General features: G+C 47.7%; 14 protein-coding genes and 1 tRNA gene. 6 read left to right on the top strand and 9 right to left on the bottom strand.

Annotated features, from left to right (window positions below):
* Positions 1 to 130 precede the first annotated feature (130 nt).
* Positions 131 to 1,501, top strand: coding sequence for a hypothetical protein (locus H6H02_RS17430; RefSeq protein ID WP_190820004.1), 1,371 nt, complete (start codon positions 131 to 133; stop codon positions 1,499 to 1,501).
* On the opposite strand, the gene H6H02_RS17425 is transcribed toward H6H02_RS17430, so the two are convergent.
* From H6H02_RS17425 to H6H02_RS17415, 3 genes are all read right to left on the bottom strand, one after another.
* The gene (locus tag H6H02_RS17425; protein WP_190820002.1) at positions 1,498 to 1,944 is read right to left on the bottom strand and encodes an SRPBCC family protein; all 447 of its coding nucleotides are present in this window, start codon (positions 1,942 to 1,944) and stop codon (positions 1,498 to 1,500) included. The genes H6H02_RS17430 and H6H02_RS17425 overlap by 4 nt on opposite strands.
* A gap of 50 nt (positions 1,945 to 1,994) precedes the next feature.
* Positions 1,995 to 3,464: a 9,9'-di-cis-zeta-carotene desaturase gene (zds, locus tag H6H02_RS17420; RefSeq protein WP_190820000.1), complete on the bottom strand. Its 1,470-nt coding sequence runs from the start codon at positions 3,462 to 3,464 to the stop codon at positions 1,995 to 1,997.
* Positions 3,465 to 3,601: 137 nt separating this feature from the next.
* A complete protein-coding gene (locus H6H02_RS17415; RefSeq protein WP_190819998.1) occupies positions 3,602 to 5,254 on the bottom strand; it encodes a hypothetical protein in 1,653 nt (550 codons plus the stop codon).
* 298 nt (positions 5,255 to 5,552) lie between these two features.
* On the opposite strand from H6H02_RS17415, the gene H6H02_RS17410 reads away from it, so the two are divergent.
* From H6H02_RS17410 to H6H02_RS27220, 5 genes are all read left to right on the top strand, one after another.
* Positions 5,553 to 5,909, top strand: a complete 357-nt coding sequence (locus tag H6H02_RS17410) for an iron-sulfur cluster assembly accessory protein (protein ID WP_190426631.1) — start codon at positions 5,553 to 5,555, stop codon at positions 5,907 to 5,909.
* Between the two features lie 181 nt (positions 5,910 to 6,090).
* Positions 6,091 to 6,510, top strand: a complete 420-nt coding sequence (locus H6H02_RS17405; protein WP_190819996.1) for a hypothetical protein — start codon at positions 6,091 to 6,093, stop codon at positions 6,508 to 6,510.
* Positions 6,511 to 6,876: 366 nt separating this feature from the next.
* Positions 6,877 to 7,752, top strand: coding sequence for a M48 family metallopeptidase (locus H6H02_RS17400; protein ID WP_190426626.1), 876 nt, complete (start codon positions 6,877 to 6,879; stop codon positions 7,750 to 7,752).
* Positions 7,731 to 7,814, top strand: a tRNA-Leu gene (locus tag H6H02_RS17395). Before H6H02_RS17400 ends, H6H02_RS17395 begins: the two co-directional genes overlap by 22 nt.
* A 22-nt stretch (positions 7,815 to 7,836) precedes the next feature.
* Positions 7,837 to 8,052, top strand: coding sequence for a hypothetical protein (locus H6H02_RS27220; RefSeq protein ID WP_242040754.1), 216 nt, complete (start codon positions 7,837 to 7,839; stop codon positions 8,050 to 8,052).
* A 4-nt stretch (positions 8,053 to 8,056) separates the two neighbouring features.
* Here the strand turns inward: H6H02_RS27220 and H6H02_RS17390 are convergent, their stop codons facing one another.
* The 6 genes from H6H02_RS17390 to H6H02_RS17365 all read right to left on the bottom strand — a co-directional run bounded on the left by H6H02_RS17390 (position 8,057) and on the right by H6H02_RS17365 (position 14,958).
* Positions 8,057 to 12,286 (bottom strand): PAS domain S-box protein, encoded by a 4,230-nt coding sequence (locus H6H02_RS17390; protein ID WP_190819993.1) that lies wholly within the window; start codon positions 12,284 to 12,286, stop codon positions 8,057 to 8,059.
* 92 nt (positions 12,287 to 12,378) lie between these two features.
* Positions 12,379 to 13,470 carry a WD40 repeat domain-containing protein gene (locus tag H6H02_RS17385; protein ID WP_190819991.1) on the bottom strand — a complete coding sequence of 364 codons (1,092 nt, stop codon included), beginning with the start codon at positions 13,468 to 13,470 and terminating at the stop codon, positions 12,379 to 12,381.
* Positions 13,467 to 13,901 carry a heavy metal-responsive transcriptional regulator gene (locus H6H02_RS17380; RefSeq protein ID WP_190819989.1) on the bottom strand — a complete coding sequence of 145 codons (435 nt, stop codon included), beginning with the start codon at positions 13,899 to 13,901 and terminating at the stop codon, positions 13,467 to 13,469. Before H6H02_RS17380 ends, H6H02_RS17385 begins: the two co-directional genes overlap by 4 nt.
* A gap of 27 nt (positions 13,902 to 13,928) precedes the next feature.
* A complete protein-coding gene (locus H6H02_RS17375) occupies positions 13,929 to 14,222 on the bottom strand; it encodes a hypothetical protein (protein WP_190819987.1) in 294 nt (97 codons plus the stop codon).
* 242 nt (positions 14,223 to 14,464) lie between these two features.
* Positions 14,465 to 14,635 (bottom strand): hypothetical protein, encoded by a 171-nt coding sequence (locus tag H6H02_RS17370; protein WP_190819985.1) that lies wholly within the window; start codon positions 14,633 to 14,635, stop codon positions 14,465 to 14,467.
* Positions 14,636 to 14,739: 104 nt separating this feature from the next.
* Positions 14,740 to 14,958, bottom strand: a complete 219-nt coding sequence (locus tag H6H02_RS17365) for a TOBE domain-containing protein (RefSeq protein WP_199329299.1) — start codon at positions 14,956 to 14,958, stop codon at positions 14,740 to 14,742.
* Positions 14,959 to 15,260 lie beyond the last annotated feature (302 nt).

Genomic DNA, 15,260 nt, shown 5'->3' with positions numbered 1-15,260 from the left:
TTGAAAAGTCGAATTCGCAAGCAACGACGCAATACGACAAGTTTGCGCGAAGCAATCGAGGTTGTCCTACAGCAAGCTGTGTCCTAACTTGTATGGCGATAGCTATAAAAATCCACAGTAAGAGGGTGTAATGAATCAAGGCCAACTCAACGTTGAAAGTATTGAAGAGGAACTTAGAAATTTTCCTGGGTATGGACTATTTACATTTACCCTTGAGGAATGGAACAAAATTTTCGCAAGATTCACTGAATTCCTTAGCCATCAGAACGAGAAAATTAGAGAATTAGCGGTTGAGAAAATTGTTGATGCTGTTTGCTCAGAAAGTTTACAGAAATATCGCCAAAATAACTTTTTACCTGAATCTTCCGCGCAACGCATCGCACCCATTTTAAGCGCGATCGCTTACCAAGAAAATCAAACACCCGGATTAGTTGAAGATTTTTGTTGCAACGCTCAGCGCCTTCCCAAATATGACAATTATCACGAATTAATTCTCCAATGGCTAAACGATTTGGCAGAGGATAAACAGTGTGAATCCCTAAGTGCAGAAACAATTCTAACTTGCCAAATCCGCTTTGATTTTTATGGTTGTATTTGGAAAGAAGCTCAATTAAATTTACTCGCTGCTCTGGATCATCCTCACCCTTCAGTTCGAGCCTGTGCTGCACAGAAAATTGGTAAATTTTATAAGGATGGCGATCCAGATATGCCGCCATTAAATGAAATGATGCAATTAATTAGAGATAAAGAAATAGAACGTCCTGGCATTGCTGGACCGTTTTTCGACCCTATCTCTTTAAATTTTCAAGATATTCAGCAATCCTATGGAACGCAGATTGATGTTTGCCAATGGATATTGGATATTTTAGAAAATCGGAAATCTTCAGCGCCAAAATTCAAACTAAAACATTTCGGTGTGAGTATTGATTTTCAGGCTCACGAATTTCTTTCCCACAGTCCATCCCACATTCAACACCTAATAAAAATAGGTAGATTTGACATTGCTGTATTAGCGGCGACAGACTGGGAGCGGAAAATCGAAGGCATTGAACCTATTTTAATAGACTTAGGATATAACAACGAGCCGGAAATAGTACGCCTCGCCTCTTGGCAGTTAGCATATTATTACCATCGCTTGCATCCGAAAGGCGAAGAAATGAATTTTGTCAGGCTCATTTCTGAACTAGCGGATATTGATGTATTTCTGAATTTTTCCTCAGACTCAAAACCACCTTACGCAGCAATTATTTATCCAAAAGATGATAATAAACCGATGAATAATCAGACAGCTTGGACATGGATAAATAAACTTTTCCCAAAATCTGTTCGAGGCAAGGTAGTTCCAAATACCTGGGATCGTGAAGATGAAGTGACTTACCAGTACGAGCGCGGTTACATCCGGTTTCGCGGTTCTGTTGAGCGAAAAGAATGGGGGAGTGTAACTATCGCAGATTATGGCAATTTCTGGAACCCTATCAAGCTACTTGAGCTACCCAATTAAGATTTCGCTTGGGATTTAATGGCGTATTCTCGAAACCGATCCAAATCGGCTTGAATCGTGGATTCGACTACGCGCCCCAGGAAGAGATTATCCATTAATCTGCCCAGCCAGCCTGGAATGGCGTAAGCCACCGTTAGCTTAACAATGCTACTGCCATGTCGGTCATAAAAGCGAATTGCACCCCGATTCGGCAATCCATCAACCGATTCCCATTGGATAATCTGGTTGGGTGCTTTTTTCACGATACGGGCAAGCCAGGTAAATTCTAAGCCACCTGTAGCCAGTTTCCAGCGCGACAAGGTTGGGTCATTATCCAGAACTGTAACCGAGTCGATCCACTTCATCCACCGAGGCATTTGCTCCAGATCGGACCAGAGGTTCCACACCTCGTCAATGGGAACCGGCACCTCTACCTGCACGCTATGCTCTAGCCAATCAGCCATTTACTTCTTTTCTTCCTTCGCACTAGGCGGCGTCTTTGCGGTTTATGCCTCTAAACTGCCGATAATTGGCTCTTACCCTTGATTTCCGGCACATTTTCTAAAATCGCCTTCGCCGCCTGACGCCCAGACAGAGTTGCCCCCTCCATACTATCGATGTAATCTTGCTGAGTATAGCTACCCGCAAGGAAGAAATTGGCGATCGGCGTCTTCTGAGGAGGACGATAGGGGTCCATACCAGGGGCTTCGCGATAGAGAGACTGAGCCAGCTTCACCACACTGTACCAAGTCATGTTCAAATCGCGGGAGGAAGGGAATAGCTCGTGTACTTGCTTGAGGACGTGTTGAGCGATCGCTTCGTTACTTTCCTTGATAAACGGATCTCCCGGCGTCAGCACCAACTGCAACAGCGAACCTTGTCCCTCGCGGTAATAATCAGAGGGACTCGTTAAAGCTAAATCGGCAAAGCAGGAAAAGTCGGCATCCGCTGTATAAAGCAGATTATCAATTCCGGCGGCATGATCCACTTGGTGTCTTTCTTCGGCATTGTGCAACTCAGTCACCCAGCCATCAAACCGCAGCTGCACTGTCGCCACTGGTACGGTATCCAGCTTATAAATATTGTCAAATTCCGACCATTGACGCCACGCTTGCGGCAAAACGCGCTGAATTCCGGGCACGTCACAGGCGCAGACATAAGCATCGGCGGTGATGGTTTCTTCAGTTTCGCCTTTAGCAACCACTAAGCCAGTCACTCGCGTCTCGTTGCCTTCGTCGGTATATTGAATTTCTCGTACCCGGCGACGAGTATGAATTTTCGCGCCTCTGGCTTCTATGTAATCAATAATCGGCTTGTGCAGGTACTCGTAAGGAGAACCTTCCAGCATTCGCAGCACCGACGCCTCTGTTCTGGCGGCAAACATCTGAAAGATGGTCAGCATACAACGCGCGGAAATATTTTCGCAATCAATAAATCCGAGTGCATAAGCAATCGGGTTCCACATCCGCTTGATGCTGCCATTACTGCCCCCGTGACTGCGAAACCAATCGGCAAAGCTAATGTTATCGAGAGCGCGAATTGTTTTCATCGAACCCTCGAAGTCTACCAAGCCGCGCACGATGGTACTGCTGCCAAGGGCAATCGCATTCTGTACTTTATCTTGCAACGACAGCTGCGATGTTGTGAAAAATGCTTTTAATCCGTTGAAAGGCGCACCCGTGATGAAGCGAAAATCCAAGGCACCTGTGACGCCGCCTTGATTGATAAAGGTGTGGATATGTTCTTTCAGGCGCAAATTGTTATCTGCCCCTACCTTTTTCATCAATTCAAATAGCTGGTAGTAGTTCCCAAAAAAGACGTGCAACCCCATCTCAACGTGATTGCCATCGGCATCCACCCAGCTGCTGACTTTACCCCCCACAAACGGACGAGACTCAAAGATTTCGACTTCGCAACCGGCATCGACTAAATCGACTGCCGCCGCCATTCCAGCCAATCCTGCCCCGACGATTGCAACCCGCATGCCATCTGTCCTTCTCAATTTCTTTACAAAGTTTAACAGGTGACAGCAGAAGATTACCGATTTTCATCGTCTGGATTGAGGAATTGGGTATTGGCGATCGCTCATGGGGTCCCCATCTCCTCTCGCCCTTTGCTGCTTTAGTCGAACTCTAACTGGGGCATTAGCTGGAGCATCCCCAATCCTAAATCTTTACTAGAGAGCGATCGCGCTTCAAATAAAGCCATCATGTCGCCTAGCTGAGGATTTCCCCTAGATGCTCCTTTTAGCCCCCTAGCCACAATCAAGCCGCAGTAGCCTTTGGTTTTCTTACAACGCTGATCCCATTTGCGACGAGCTTCGCTATGAATCGCATCGTCTTCTTGAAATTCACCAAACAGGTACATATTGCCATTTTCAGTTTGGAGGATTCCCAAATCATAGCGATCGCCTTCAAAAGGATCTTCTCCCGGATTAAAGCAAATTCCCTTCAACCCTCCCGCGCCTTGGATTTGCTCAATCAATTCCTTTGCCTTGGGACGGGAAGTTTGAATCAAAATCACCGGCATTCCCTCTCCCGCCGCGATCGCATCCTTCGCTTGATAGCAATCAACGGTTTGACGTAGCAATTCCACTTTCTCCCAAGTCATCATCCCCAAGCTGAGGAAAGAATCTTTGGGCACTAAGTCATCCCGCAGGGGTAGCGTCATCTCTTCGAGATCGCTGTCTTCCTCCTCTGTCAACCCTGCCAACTCTGCCATCTCGAACAGTTCCGTCGCCACTTCGGGAACCGTTGCCACCTTAACGGGAATCGATTTTTGCAGATCCGCCTCTAGCGGCGCGGCGATGCGGTAGCGTTTGCTTAAGGTGGGGAATTTCTCTGCTGCCAACTGCCGATTGGATGCCCGGAAAAAGCGATGGAGGGCTTCCAGTGCCACGTAAACTGCGATCGCTTCTTCCTCATACAAAAAGGGTCGCATCCCCTCTAACGGATGCACATTTCCGAAATTGGGTTGAATTTCTGAAAGCGGCAAGTCAGCTAAATCAATATCTTCGTCCTCTTCCTCTTCGTCTAAGGAATCTTCAGCCTGCTCAAAGGTGAGAAACAAGCAATCTTGTCCTAAGAACGCTTCTTCTAGCTCCTCAAAAGACTCCTTTGCCAAAACCGACGACCGAAACCGTTTCAGAGAGTCCAGAGAGCGATACAACAAAATGCCGTACTCCATGCCCAGCATTCCCATCACCGAGGCGTACAGCGTCTCCACATCCCACTGGTTTAGCTCAATTGAGATAATCTGGTGGTCGGCAAGCAGTTCCCAAGGCGCATCGTCCCAAATCTCATAAGCTTTTTGCACCAGTAACTCGGCATATTCAGGCGGTAATTTGGGGGGGCGAGTGCTGGTGATTTCTTGGAACCCGCGAAATAGTTCGTCAATCAGGGGCAGTTCTGGTACATAATCAACAGCAATGTCTAGATCCTGAAGAACACCCCGCAGGTAGAACTGAAGTTCTCTGTGTCGGACTACAATTTTCTGAGGACGGGATGGCTTGGCAGGGCTGTGGGGATGTTCCATTGCCCGCAGTAGGGCGCGAACAACGGCTTCCGGCCCAGTCTCGGAAGTCACGACATCCATCGCTCGAACCATTCCTTCGACGCCATCCACCCAAACAATACATTCGCTGTCTGTCTGAGTATCCGCCTCTAAGCTTTGCGCCATCCCAGCAGATAATCGACGGCGATCGCCTTCCCAAACGCTAGGAATTTGTTGTAAAGTTTGCAACCGACGAGACGTAGATCGAGTGAGAACAGACATAGACTATGCCAACTGGGGGAACAACACACCGTGCGCTTTGTAGATCCTCATTTTAAATACTAATCGCCTCTCTGCCGTCCTCCTATAAACTATTGCTCGTCAGTGATGGAAGCACCACAATCTAATCCTGGCGCGATCGCCCTATCGCACCTCATCGGCTAATCGTTAACATAGATAATAAAAAGCTTTTCGCTTTGCCGGTCTGCGGTTAAGGTAAGAATCTTCGATAAAATTGACCTAGTGGACTGGCTTCCTCAAGTCGTCTAGATAAAACAGCAAATTAGGAGTCGAGAGCGCCATGACACAAGCTACTCAATCGCAAAAACGCGGCATCCAGTTAAGCGAATCTGCCCTCAAGCACGTTCTCTCTCTGCGGGAGAAACAAGGCAAGGATCTGTGCCTGCGAGTTGGCGTCCGCCAAGGTGGCTGCTCTGGAATGTCGTACATGATGGATTTTGAAGAGCCTAGTCAGATTCGGGAAAACGATGAAGTCTACGACTACGATGGCTTCAAAATTGTCTGCGATCCCAAGAGTATGCTATACCTCTATGGTCTGATGCTGGACTATAGCGATGCCATGATTGGCGGTGGCTTCCAATTTACTAACCCTAATGCTGCTCAAAGCTGTGGCTGCGGTAAGTCATTTGGAGTCTAAGTTCAAGCTTGGCTACAGCTTGTAAAAACATTCTGATTGGAAAGCCGGTATCTCGCCTGCTTTCCAGATAGGGGTGGATTCAAACCCCCATTTCCCATAAAATAATGCATCCGGCGAAGAGAGCGTCGCTATCTAGCTCGCTATCCGCTACGCGATCGCTAACATCTTTCATCTTTCAGAAATGACCGAGCCAATTAACGACCTTTTTGACAATAGCCTAGAACGCTATAAAGCGGGAGAAGGCCCGGATACGTTGCTTCCCGTTTTCAAGGATATTTGCGATCGCGCTCCCAAACTTACGGCTGCCTGGATTTGTCTATCCTGGCTGTATCTATTGGACGATCAAGCCACTCTGGCTTACAAAACTGCTCAAAAAGCTGTTAAGTTAAATCCCCAAGATCCCCAGGCTCACATTAACCTAGTTCTGGCGATGCTTGAGGAAGGGAAAACCGGCGTCCGGCAACATATTGAAGAGGCTCAACGCTCTCTGGCGATTAATCCGGAATTACGCCAAGATATCCAAGAAAGTATTGAGGATGGATTAGCGAGAAAACCCGACTGGAAGGGTTTAAATCGGGTAAAAAACTGGTTGTTTCCCTAATTGGGAATTGTCCTTAAAAACCCTAACTTTGAAGGTGAAATCTTGAAGAAGTTAGGGCTTTTTAGAGTATAATTTTTTAATAAGTTTTAGAATTTATATTTTATGCAATGGAATTTTGAAAAGAGTAAAAGAATACAAACATCCGATTATATAAATATACCATGTATGGGCGAATAACAAGAGAAAATAGTTACAATATTTTGTAAATCGCATCAATAAATCTGTGTTAGGTGCGCCGTTCAGAAACAAAAACAAAGCGCCCTCGCTATACTAATTTGGGATATCTAATCTCAGCGCGGTCCTGCTGAGATTAGCACCGCATCAATCAATTCTTTTGTTTTAGTTCTTTTTTTTGAGATTTCCTCCATGTTGCCTTCAAGGACACCCTTAATCGGTCTCTCGGCAGATAAATTTCGCCATCCCTTAGATTTAGAGGCGACTAACGCCTTAAAACAACTGCCGGGAATGGATATCCTGGTAAGAAACCTGCTTGGTCCCCTCGCAGAACAGTTTTTTTATCTGGAAAACATAGCGGCGGGCGTCCTCGTAGGCGAACAACAGCTACCCCATCTGCATAAACTGCTGTTAGAAGCTTGCCAGATATTAGATTTGGAACCCCCGCAACTGTACGTCCGTTCCTCACCCACGCCAAACGCCTACACCTTTGCTATGCGAGGAAAGCAGCCATTTATTGTGTTGCACACCTCATTAATCGATTTGTTGACACCCGAAGAGATTCAGGCAGTCATCGCCCACGAACTGGGACACCTAAAATGCGAGCATGGAGTGTACCTAACACCCGTCAATATTATGGTGTTAGCAGCAGGATTAATTCCGACTTGGGGTGCAGCGATCGCTGAAACTTTGAGAGGACAGATGCTACAGTGGCTGCGATGTGCAGAATTCACTTGCGATCGCGCCGCACTTCTCGCCACCCAAGACTCCAAAGTCGTCAGTTCCGTCTTAATGAAACTTGCCGGGGGTTCCCCCATTCTCGCACCGCAGCTGAATTTAGAAGCCTTTTTAGCTCAAGCGAGAGCTTACGACGATATCAGTAAAAATCAGCTGGGTGAAATGCTCAAACAAGCGCAGACAGCACAACTCAGTCACCCAGTACCCGTCCTCCGGGCGCGAGAAATTGATCGTTGGGCTAGCAGTCAAGAATATCAAGCCTTGCTACAACAGCATTCGATAGGCTATAATAGTGAAGCTAAACCCAAGGGCGGGTGGCGAAATTGGTAGACGCATCAGACTCAAAATCTGACGATTGTGAGATCGTGAGAGTTCGATTCTCTCCCTGCCCACTCTTTACACAAGAGAACGACCATGACTCAACGACTCAAGCGGTGGGAATCTCCCCGCCGAGAGGGACGAAACGACAAGGGCAAAGGTGGCTCCGCTAGGGCGAGACAGATTAGAAAGCAACAAAAGATGTTGCGGAAGAAGCTAAAAGACCAGGGTGCATCTGAAAATAGTCAAGATTCGAGGAGAGGGAAGATTCACTTCCCTCTCTTTTTTTGTGTGCAATTCCAATTAAGTTAGACCTTTAAGTTAGACCTTGGCAAATAGGAATCTCAATCAAAAACTCTGCTCCTTGTCCTGGTTGCGAGACACACTTTAAAGTACCACCGTGCTTCTCCACCACAATTTGATAACTGATGGATAATCCCAGACCTGTACCTTTCCCTACAGGTTTAGTCGTAAAGAAGGGGTCAAACAGGCGGGATTTTACTGACTCGGACATTCCCGGCCCATTATCAGAAACCCGAATCGCGACATGGGAATTGACAACCTGGCTGCGAATGGTAACGATCCGAGGAAGGGGTTGGGTTTCCAGCGCGTCAAAAGCATTGTTCAGGAGATTCATAAACACCTGGTTCATCTGTCCTGCGTAGCACTCCACAAGCGGAAGGTTGCCGTACTCTTTGACAATCTGAATCCCTGGACTGTCGGGTTTCGCTTTCAGACGATTTTGCAAGATCAGCAGAGTGTTATCAATGCCCTCATGGATGTCCACCGCTTTCATTTCGGCTTCATCCAGCCGCGAGAAATTCCGCAAGCTCAGTACAATCTGACAGATGCGGTCTGTTCCCATCTTCATTGAAGCCAGAATTTTGGGGAGGTCTTCCACTAGAAAATCCAGGTCAATCGCCTCAGTCTCATCTTGAATTTCTGGGACTGGATTGGGATAGTGCTGCTGGTAAAGGTGGAGGAGGCTGAGTAAGTCTTGGGTGTATCCGTTGACGTGAGTAAGATTGCCGTGGATGAAATTGACAGGATTGTTAATTTCGTGAGCGACACCTGCGACCATCTGACCCAAACCGGACATTTTTTCGCTCTGAATTAGTTGAGCTTGGGTTTGTTGCAACTGGTGCAAAGTTTGCTGTAATTGTTGAGCTTTTTGTTGGGCTTGCTGGGCAGAGTCTTGGGATTGCGCGTAGAGTTCGGCTTGGAAAAGCGCGATCGCGAGTTGATCCGTCACGGCTTGCAAGAGTTCGACTTCATCGTCACTCCAAAGCCGAGATCCGCCATGATGTCCGCAGCTGAGCAAACCAATCTCGCCAGAAGGTGCCTGAATCGGGAGCGCCAGAAGCGCAGTATAGCCAGAACCTAGATAGAGTTCTTGCTCTCCTGGATCGGTGGCAGTTGTCAGATCGTCAACACGGAGCATTTCTCGGTTGATGAACTTCTGAGTGACAGAGCTTTCCGGCGCTGGGTAGTAGTGACCCAGGAAGCTCGGAAGGTCGGCTACCTTGGCTTCTTTCACCACGTCCCAGGTAGGTTTCTCTGCGAAAGGTCGATACCAAACAAATAGGCATCGGTCAATTTGCAACAAACTGCGGATCTCCTGCACAGCAGTTTCCAGAATGGTATTTACATCCAGAGAGTTGCGGAGCAGGTTTGCGAGTTGGTTGAGCAGTTCCTTTCGTTGAGCGAGTTGTCTAAACTGTGCTTCCGATTGCCGCAACGCCTCCTCTGCCTGCTGGCGCTGAGTGATATCGCGGACAATGACCATGATTTGGTCTTCCAACAACGGCACAAGCCTCGCTTCATAACTTTTATCTTCGTTCTCGCTCGGTAAAGAATACTCAATGTGTACGGATGCAGGACTATGCGCCTCTAGGGGGTTTTTCTGTAACACCTGAAGAATGGCTTCGTGAAACTGGTATCCAATGTGGGGTGGCAGAATCTCTTGCATTCGCTTTCCGAGGAAGACTTCTGGCGGAATGTACAGATCTTCCGCCCCTATCTGTCCAGCGCTGTAGTCCAGGATCGTGCCATCAGAGTTGAGCCGAAAGTACAAATCGGGAAAAGCTTGAAATACTGCTTTCAGCTCAGAAGTTGTTTGGCGTAGTTGCTCCTCTGAGAGCTGGCGGTCGCGAATATCTAGCCCGATGCCACATAGCTTAATGACCTGACCCTGCGAATTCAAAATCGGCTGCCCTTTAGAGAACATATATCCGGTCGAACCGTCAGCCAGCACAGTCCGGTGGTCAAATTCATAAGGCTTGCCTTCGGTAATTGCCAACCCAACTGCTTTTCCAAAGACTTCCCGGTCATCCGAATGCACTTTTTGTAAAAGCTCTTCGTAACTCGGTACAGTTTGGTTCGCCTCCATCCCCCAAAGGCGGAATAGTTCCTCCGACCAAGTGATTTCTCCAGTTGCGAGATCGAATTCCCAACTGCCGACGTGGGCGACTTTTTGAGCTTCCGCAAGTCTAGCTTCGCTTTGGCGGAGTGCTTCCTCTGCCTGTTTGCTGGGAGTGATGTCGCGGGCGATCGTCGAGAGAAATTCAACCGCTCCGTTTTCCCCTTTGTGCGCCATAATTACTTGCGAGATGGGAATCTCTTTGCCGTCGCAGTGCTGCAAACCAGTCTCGCCACTCCATACGCCGTCCTTGATGGCAGCAGGCACACCTTCATTTAGCATTATTTCAGATGTACTCTTGGCGCAGAATTCAGCGATATGTTTGGTTGAGATGTCTTCATCTTCTTCAATCCCCAACATTCTTCGACCAGCGCCATTGATGTAGAGTACATTACCTTGGGCATCAGCGGTGCTGACAAAGTCAGGGGTTGCTTCTAAGATTGCGGTCAGTCTTGCCTGAGTTTTTTCGGCCTGTTTGCGCTCGGTGATGTCATGCATTGCTACGACTGCACCGAGTTTTTTTCCTTGAGGATCAACGATTGCTTGTCCACTCGCAAGAAGAGTGCGGATTTTTCCTTGCTTCGGGGCGATGATCATTTCTACTTCCCGAACCGTCTCTCCCCGAAACGCTTTAAACAACGGAATATCTTCCATTTTCATCAGAGTTTTCCCATCGGGCAGATATAGATCGAAGTGTTCTGCCCATCGATCGGCAGGAAGTGCTTGTTCCGGCAACCCATGAAACTCTTTTGTCGCCCGATTAAATAGGGTTAAAACTCCATCGGCATCACAAGCGACAATGCCGTCTGCCAAGTTATTCAGTAATGCATTTAAAAATTCTCTTTCTTTGGATAAAGCTTCCTCTACCCGCTGGCGCTCAGCTATCTCGTCTTCTAGCTGCTGAAGGGTATGCCTTAATTGGACGGTGCGTTCCTCGACTCGGATTTCCAGGGCTTCATTCGCCTGTTTTAGTGCTGACTCTGCTAACTTGCGATCGCTGATATCCACAAAGGTGACAACAGCCCCATTGATTTCCTCACCCTCAAAAATCGGATAAGCCGAATATTCGGCAGCAAAAGCAATCCCATCCCGCCGCCATAGAACTTCGTTGTCGATTCGGCAACTGTGTCCTTTGCGAATAGCACAAAAAATCGGAGACTCAACACTAGGATAGAAGGAGCCATCGGGGCGACTGTAATGGATTAACTCCTGCATATCCTTGCCCATCACTTCATCCGGCTGGTATCCCAGCATCTGAGCCGCTGCTTTATTGATGAAGGTACAGCATCCCTGTAAATCTATGCCGTAGATCCCTTCCCCGGTCGATTGCAGCAGCAATTGGATGTGATTGGCTAATTGCGATCGCTCTTGTTCAGTTCGGTGACGTTCGGTGATGTCCTTCATAAAGCAGTGATGACCAATAAATCGCTGCTGCTGGTCGTAATCGGAGATCATCACTACTTGCTTATAAAAAATAGAGCCATCTTTACAGATGCCTCTCGTTTCAGCTTCTACCTTGCCATCCACCAACATCTTGTGGTAAGCAGCGATTAGCTTGTCGATCTCTTCGGGATGAACCGTTCGCTGCCATTCCATGCCAATCATTTCTTCAGGTTCGTAACCCGCTGCATTGGCGTAGGCTTTATTGACGGTAACGTAGCGCCCTTGAGCGTCTAGCCGGGAAATCCCTTCGACGGCATTCTCCAAGACAGCTCTTAAATTGAGGAGTTTTTCTTCAGCGGCTTTGCGATCGCTAATGTCACGAGCCACTGCATACAGCAAACCATCTTCAGTGGAGACCGCAGAAGTCCATAATAGCCATTTATAGGAGCCGTCTTTGCACAGGTAACGATTCTCAAAAGAAATTGTTTCCGCGCCTGTAGCCAGCTTCTGCGCTTCGGTGATGGTTGCTTCCCGATCTTCAGGGTGAACCCACTCCATAAACGATTGGCTTAAGAGTTCTTCCTTCGTAAAACCCAGAGTTTTTTCCCAGGCAGGGTTTAGGTGTTTGAAGTAGCCATCCAACCCGGCGATACAATACAGATCCAGAGAGAGATTGAAGAAACCTGCCTCTGCCCACTGATACCCGTTAAGGCTTTTTTCTTTGTCGCGATCGTGAGTCAACACTTTGGTTTACTTCCTTCGTCTCAGATGGAACTGAACTTAGTTTTCCCAGAAAGCAGACTAAAATTTGCCGCGATCGCAGATTTTATGAATGTTTAAGGAACACCGACTTGCCAAATTTTAATCGTTCTATCAAATCCCCCACTCGCCAGGGTTCGCCCATCGGGACTAAAGGCAACCGATTTCACCCAATCGGAATGTCCCACCAGCAAGGCAATCAGTTCGCCGGTTCTCAAGTTCCACAAGCGGACGCCATCCTGACTAGCAGTCGCCAAGACTTGTCCACCCGGAGCGATCGCGATCGCCCGAATCCATCCTGTATGTCCTGAAAGGGTGTAAAGCAATCGTCCGCTATTAAAATCCCAAACTTTGATGGTGCGATCGTAGCTGCCACTGATCAACGTACTTCCATCCGGCGTGAACGCTAAGGTACTGATTGCACGGCTATGTCCCGACAATGAGCCAATGAAGCTTCCATTCTGGAGATCCCATAGCTTAATTGCGGTATCTTTGCCTCCACTCGCCAAAATCTCCCCATTGGGATTCGTGGCAACTGCATAAGTTTGATTATCGAAACGCACCAGGTTATAAATCGGGCGCTGCGTTCTCAAATTCCAGACTCGAATGCCATCCAAGGCACCCGTCACCAGCATTTCACTATCCGAGGTAATCGCCGCCGACAGAATATTACTCGTATGATCCAGAAAAGTCCGGGTATATTTTCCGGTCTTCCAATTCCATAAATTCAGCGAGGAGTCATTGCTACAACTCGCCAAGATGTCAGAATTAGGAGTCATTGCCAGGGTCATGACTGCCCGACTATGCGCCCTAAGGCTACCCACTTCTTTCCAACTTCTCACCCACCAAAATTTTATTCTGCCGTCATTGTCACTGCCCCCGCTGATCAGAAATTTCCCATCGGGTGTGAACGTCAAGGAATCAATCGTCGCATTGTGACCCTTGAGGGTGCGGAGGAGTTGAACGTTTCTCCAAGCTTCAGGCGGCAGGATTTGGGCTGGGGCTGACGGTACAGCTTCAACTTCCTGGATTACTGTTTTGGCAGCGGCTGGGAGAGACTGACTGGCAAGGGTGAAACAATAAAAGCTAAAAGGTAAAAATGCAAAACTTAGAATTTTTTCTTTGCATAAGTGCCTTGTTCCTTTTGCCTTCCGAGCCGGAGGTTTCATGGTGCTGATTGAATATTGGGGCAGATAGTATGAGCGATGTGGTGAGCGGGCGGTCGGTCTTGCCAACCAGAGATTAGCCCTTCTAGCTCGCTCTTGAGGATTTCTAGCGATTCAATTTGTTCTGCGATCGCCTCTACTTTTGCATGCAGAAGCTGCTTCAAGGCACCGCAGGGTAGCTGCCCCCGATCGTGAACTGTTAAAATTTCTTGAATTTCGCTGAGCGTGAGTCCGAGTGCTTGCGATCGCTTGATGAATGCCAGTCGATTGACAATCTCACCATTAAAAAGACGATAGCCAGAAGCTGTCCGCTTCACGGTGGGTGCTAACAGACCAATATCTTCGTAATAGCGAATGGTTTTGACAGGCAGACCACTCCGAGCGGCAACTTCACCGATTTTAAGCCATTCAATGGAAACAGAAGTGCCAATCATGTTTGTCGGAAGCTCCCACCCAAAGGTTTACTGGTTTGGATGGTGCTTAGAGTTACCTAGCAGAGGCAGGACAGGTCGTGAGGATGGGGGGGGAAGAAAGTGTTTTGCAGTTTGGGGAATCGGTTCGACTTCTTTACCCTGAGTTTGCCACCAACGCAGCGCGATCGCTACCCCCACTGTCAAGATTCCGAAACTAAACAAACCCCAGCTTTCATCTACGCCGCCAATCACTGCATCGACAGCACCAACAATCACCACAAAGCTGGAAATTGGCTCTTTACGATAGGCTGACTTTAAAAATCTAGGCCACAAAGCATTCATCACGACTTGCTCTATTCCGTTATTCTTTAATCTAATTTCAGGTTATCTCATTCAGGAGTCAGGAGTCAGGCGGCAGAAGTCAGAATCATTTTTGGATTCTAAACTTCATGCTTGATTTCACCCTTCGGCAAGGGCAAAGCCTACATCCTTTATCCTGGGAAAGATTCTTACTACTGGTTGTACTAGACCGAGGAAAGCCTGTACAGGTTGCCGATTCCCAAGGGCTAGAAAAGAGCGCTTTTTTATTGCAAGCCCAGCCAGGATAGCACCCCTTGACCCGTGACATATTCAATGATCACCATGAGCAAAAAGCCGATCATTGCGGCTCGACCATTCAATCGCTCTGCGTAATCATTGAAGCCTAATTTGGGTTCTTCCAGCTTAGGAGTGGTGGTCGGTTGAAGTTGTGTCATAGCTTTGGCAATCCTTGCCCCTCAAGGGGTTTACAATTCGTTATAGATTGTCTTCTATTGTAGAGGTGCTAAGCGTTGAGTCAAGAGCAAAGCGAACAGAGTTGCTAATCAACCTCTTTGATCACCATGACTTCAGTCGCCTTGATCAGGGCACTCACTTCATCGCCAACCGAAATTTGCAGATTGTCTGCCGAACGACGAGTAATCACCGCATCAATTAAGTTATCTCCCACCTGTATTGTCACCTCGGCAAGGATATCACCCAGTTGAATCGCCGTAACTTTACCCTTGAGTTGATTCCGTCCGCTAATTTGCATCGTCATCTTGGTGTTTCCACATCTTTTGGATAAGGTAGCCGTCTTGATTCTTGCAGCATTTTTGTGAAGTAATCCGAAAATTTTTGGGACTCCTAAATAAATAAGTAATGATGGGGATCAGGGGGGAGAGAGAGTTTCAGGAATCAAGAGACTTCAGGAGCAAAGGGAGAGGGGAGCGATCGATCCTCATTTCCAATCAAATGCCCCTCCCAATTGATGCGCGAATTATTCAAATCAAAAACCGTTTTACTTGAGAAGTTGTCAGTCCAATTTCTCACTCGCCCCTTCAGGGAGGTAACTCCCAATGC

It is taken from the genome of Coleofasciculus sp. FACHB-1120, from assembly GCF_014698845.1.
Lineage (GTDB): Bacteria > Cyanobacteriota > Cyanobacteriia > Cyanobacteriales > FACHB-T130 > FACHB-T130.
The sequence above is the reverse complement of the archived record's forward strand: the minus strand, read 5'-3'. Positions and strand labels throughout refer to the sequence as shown.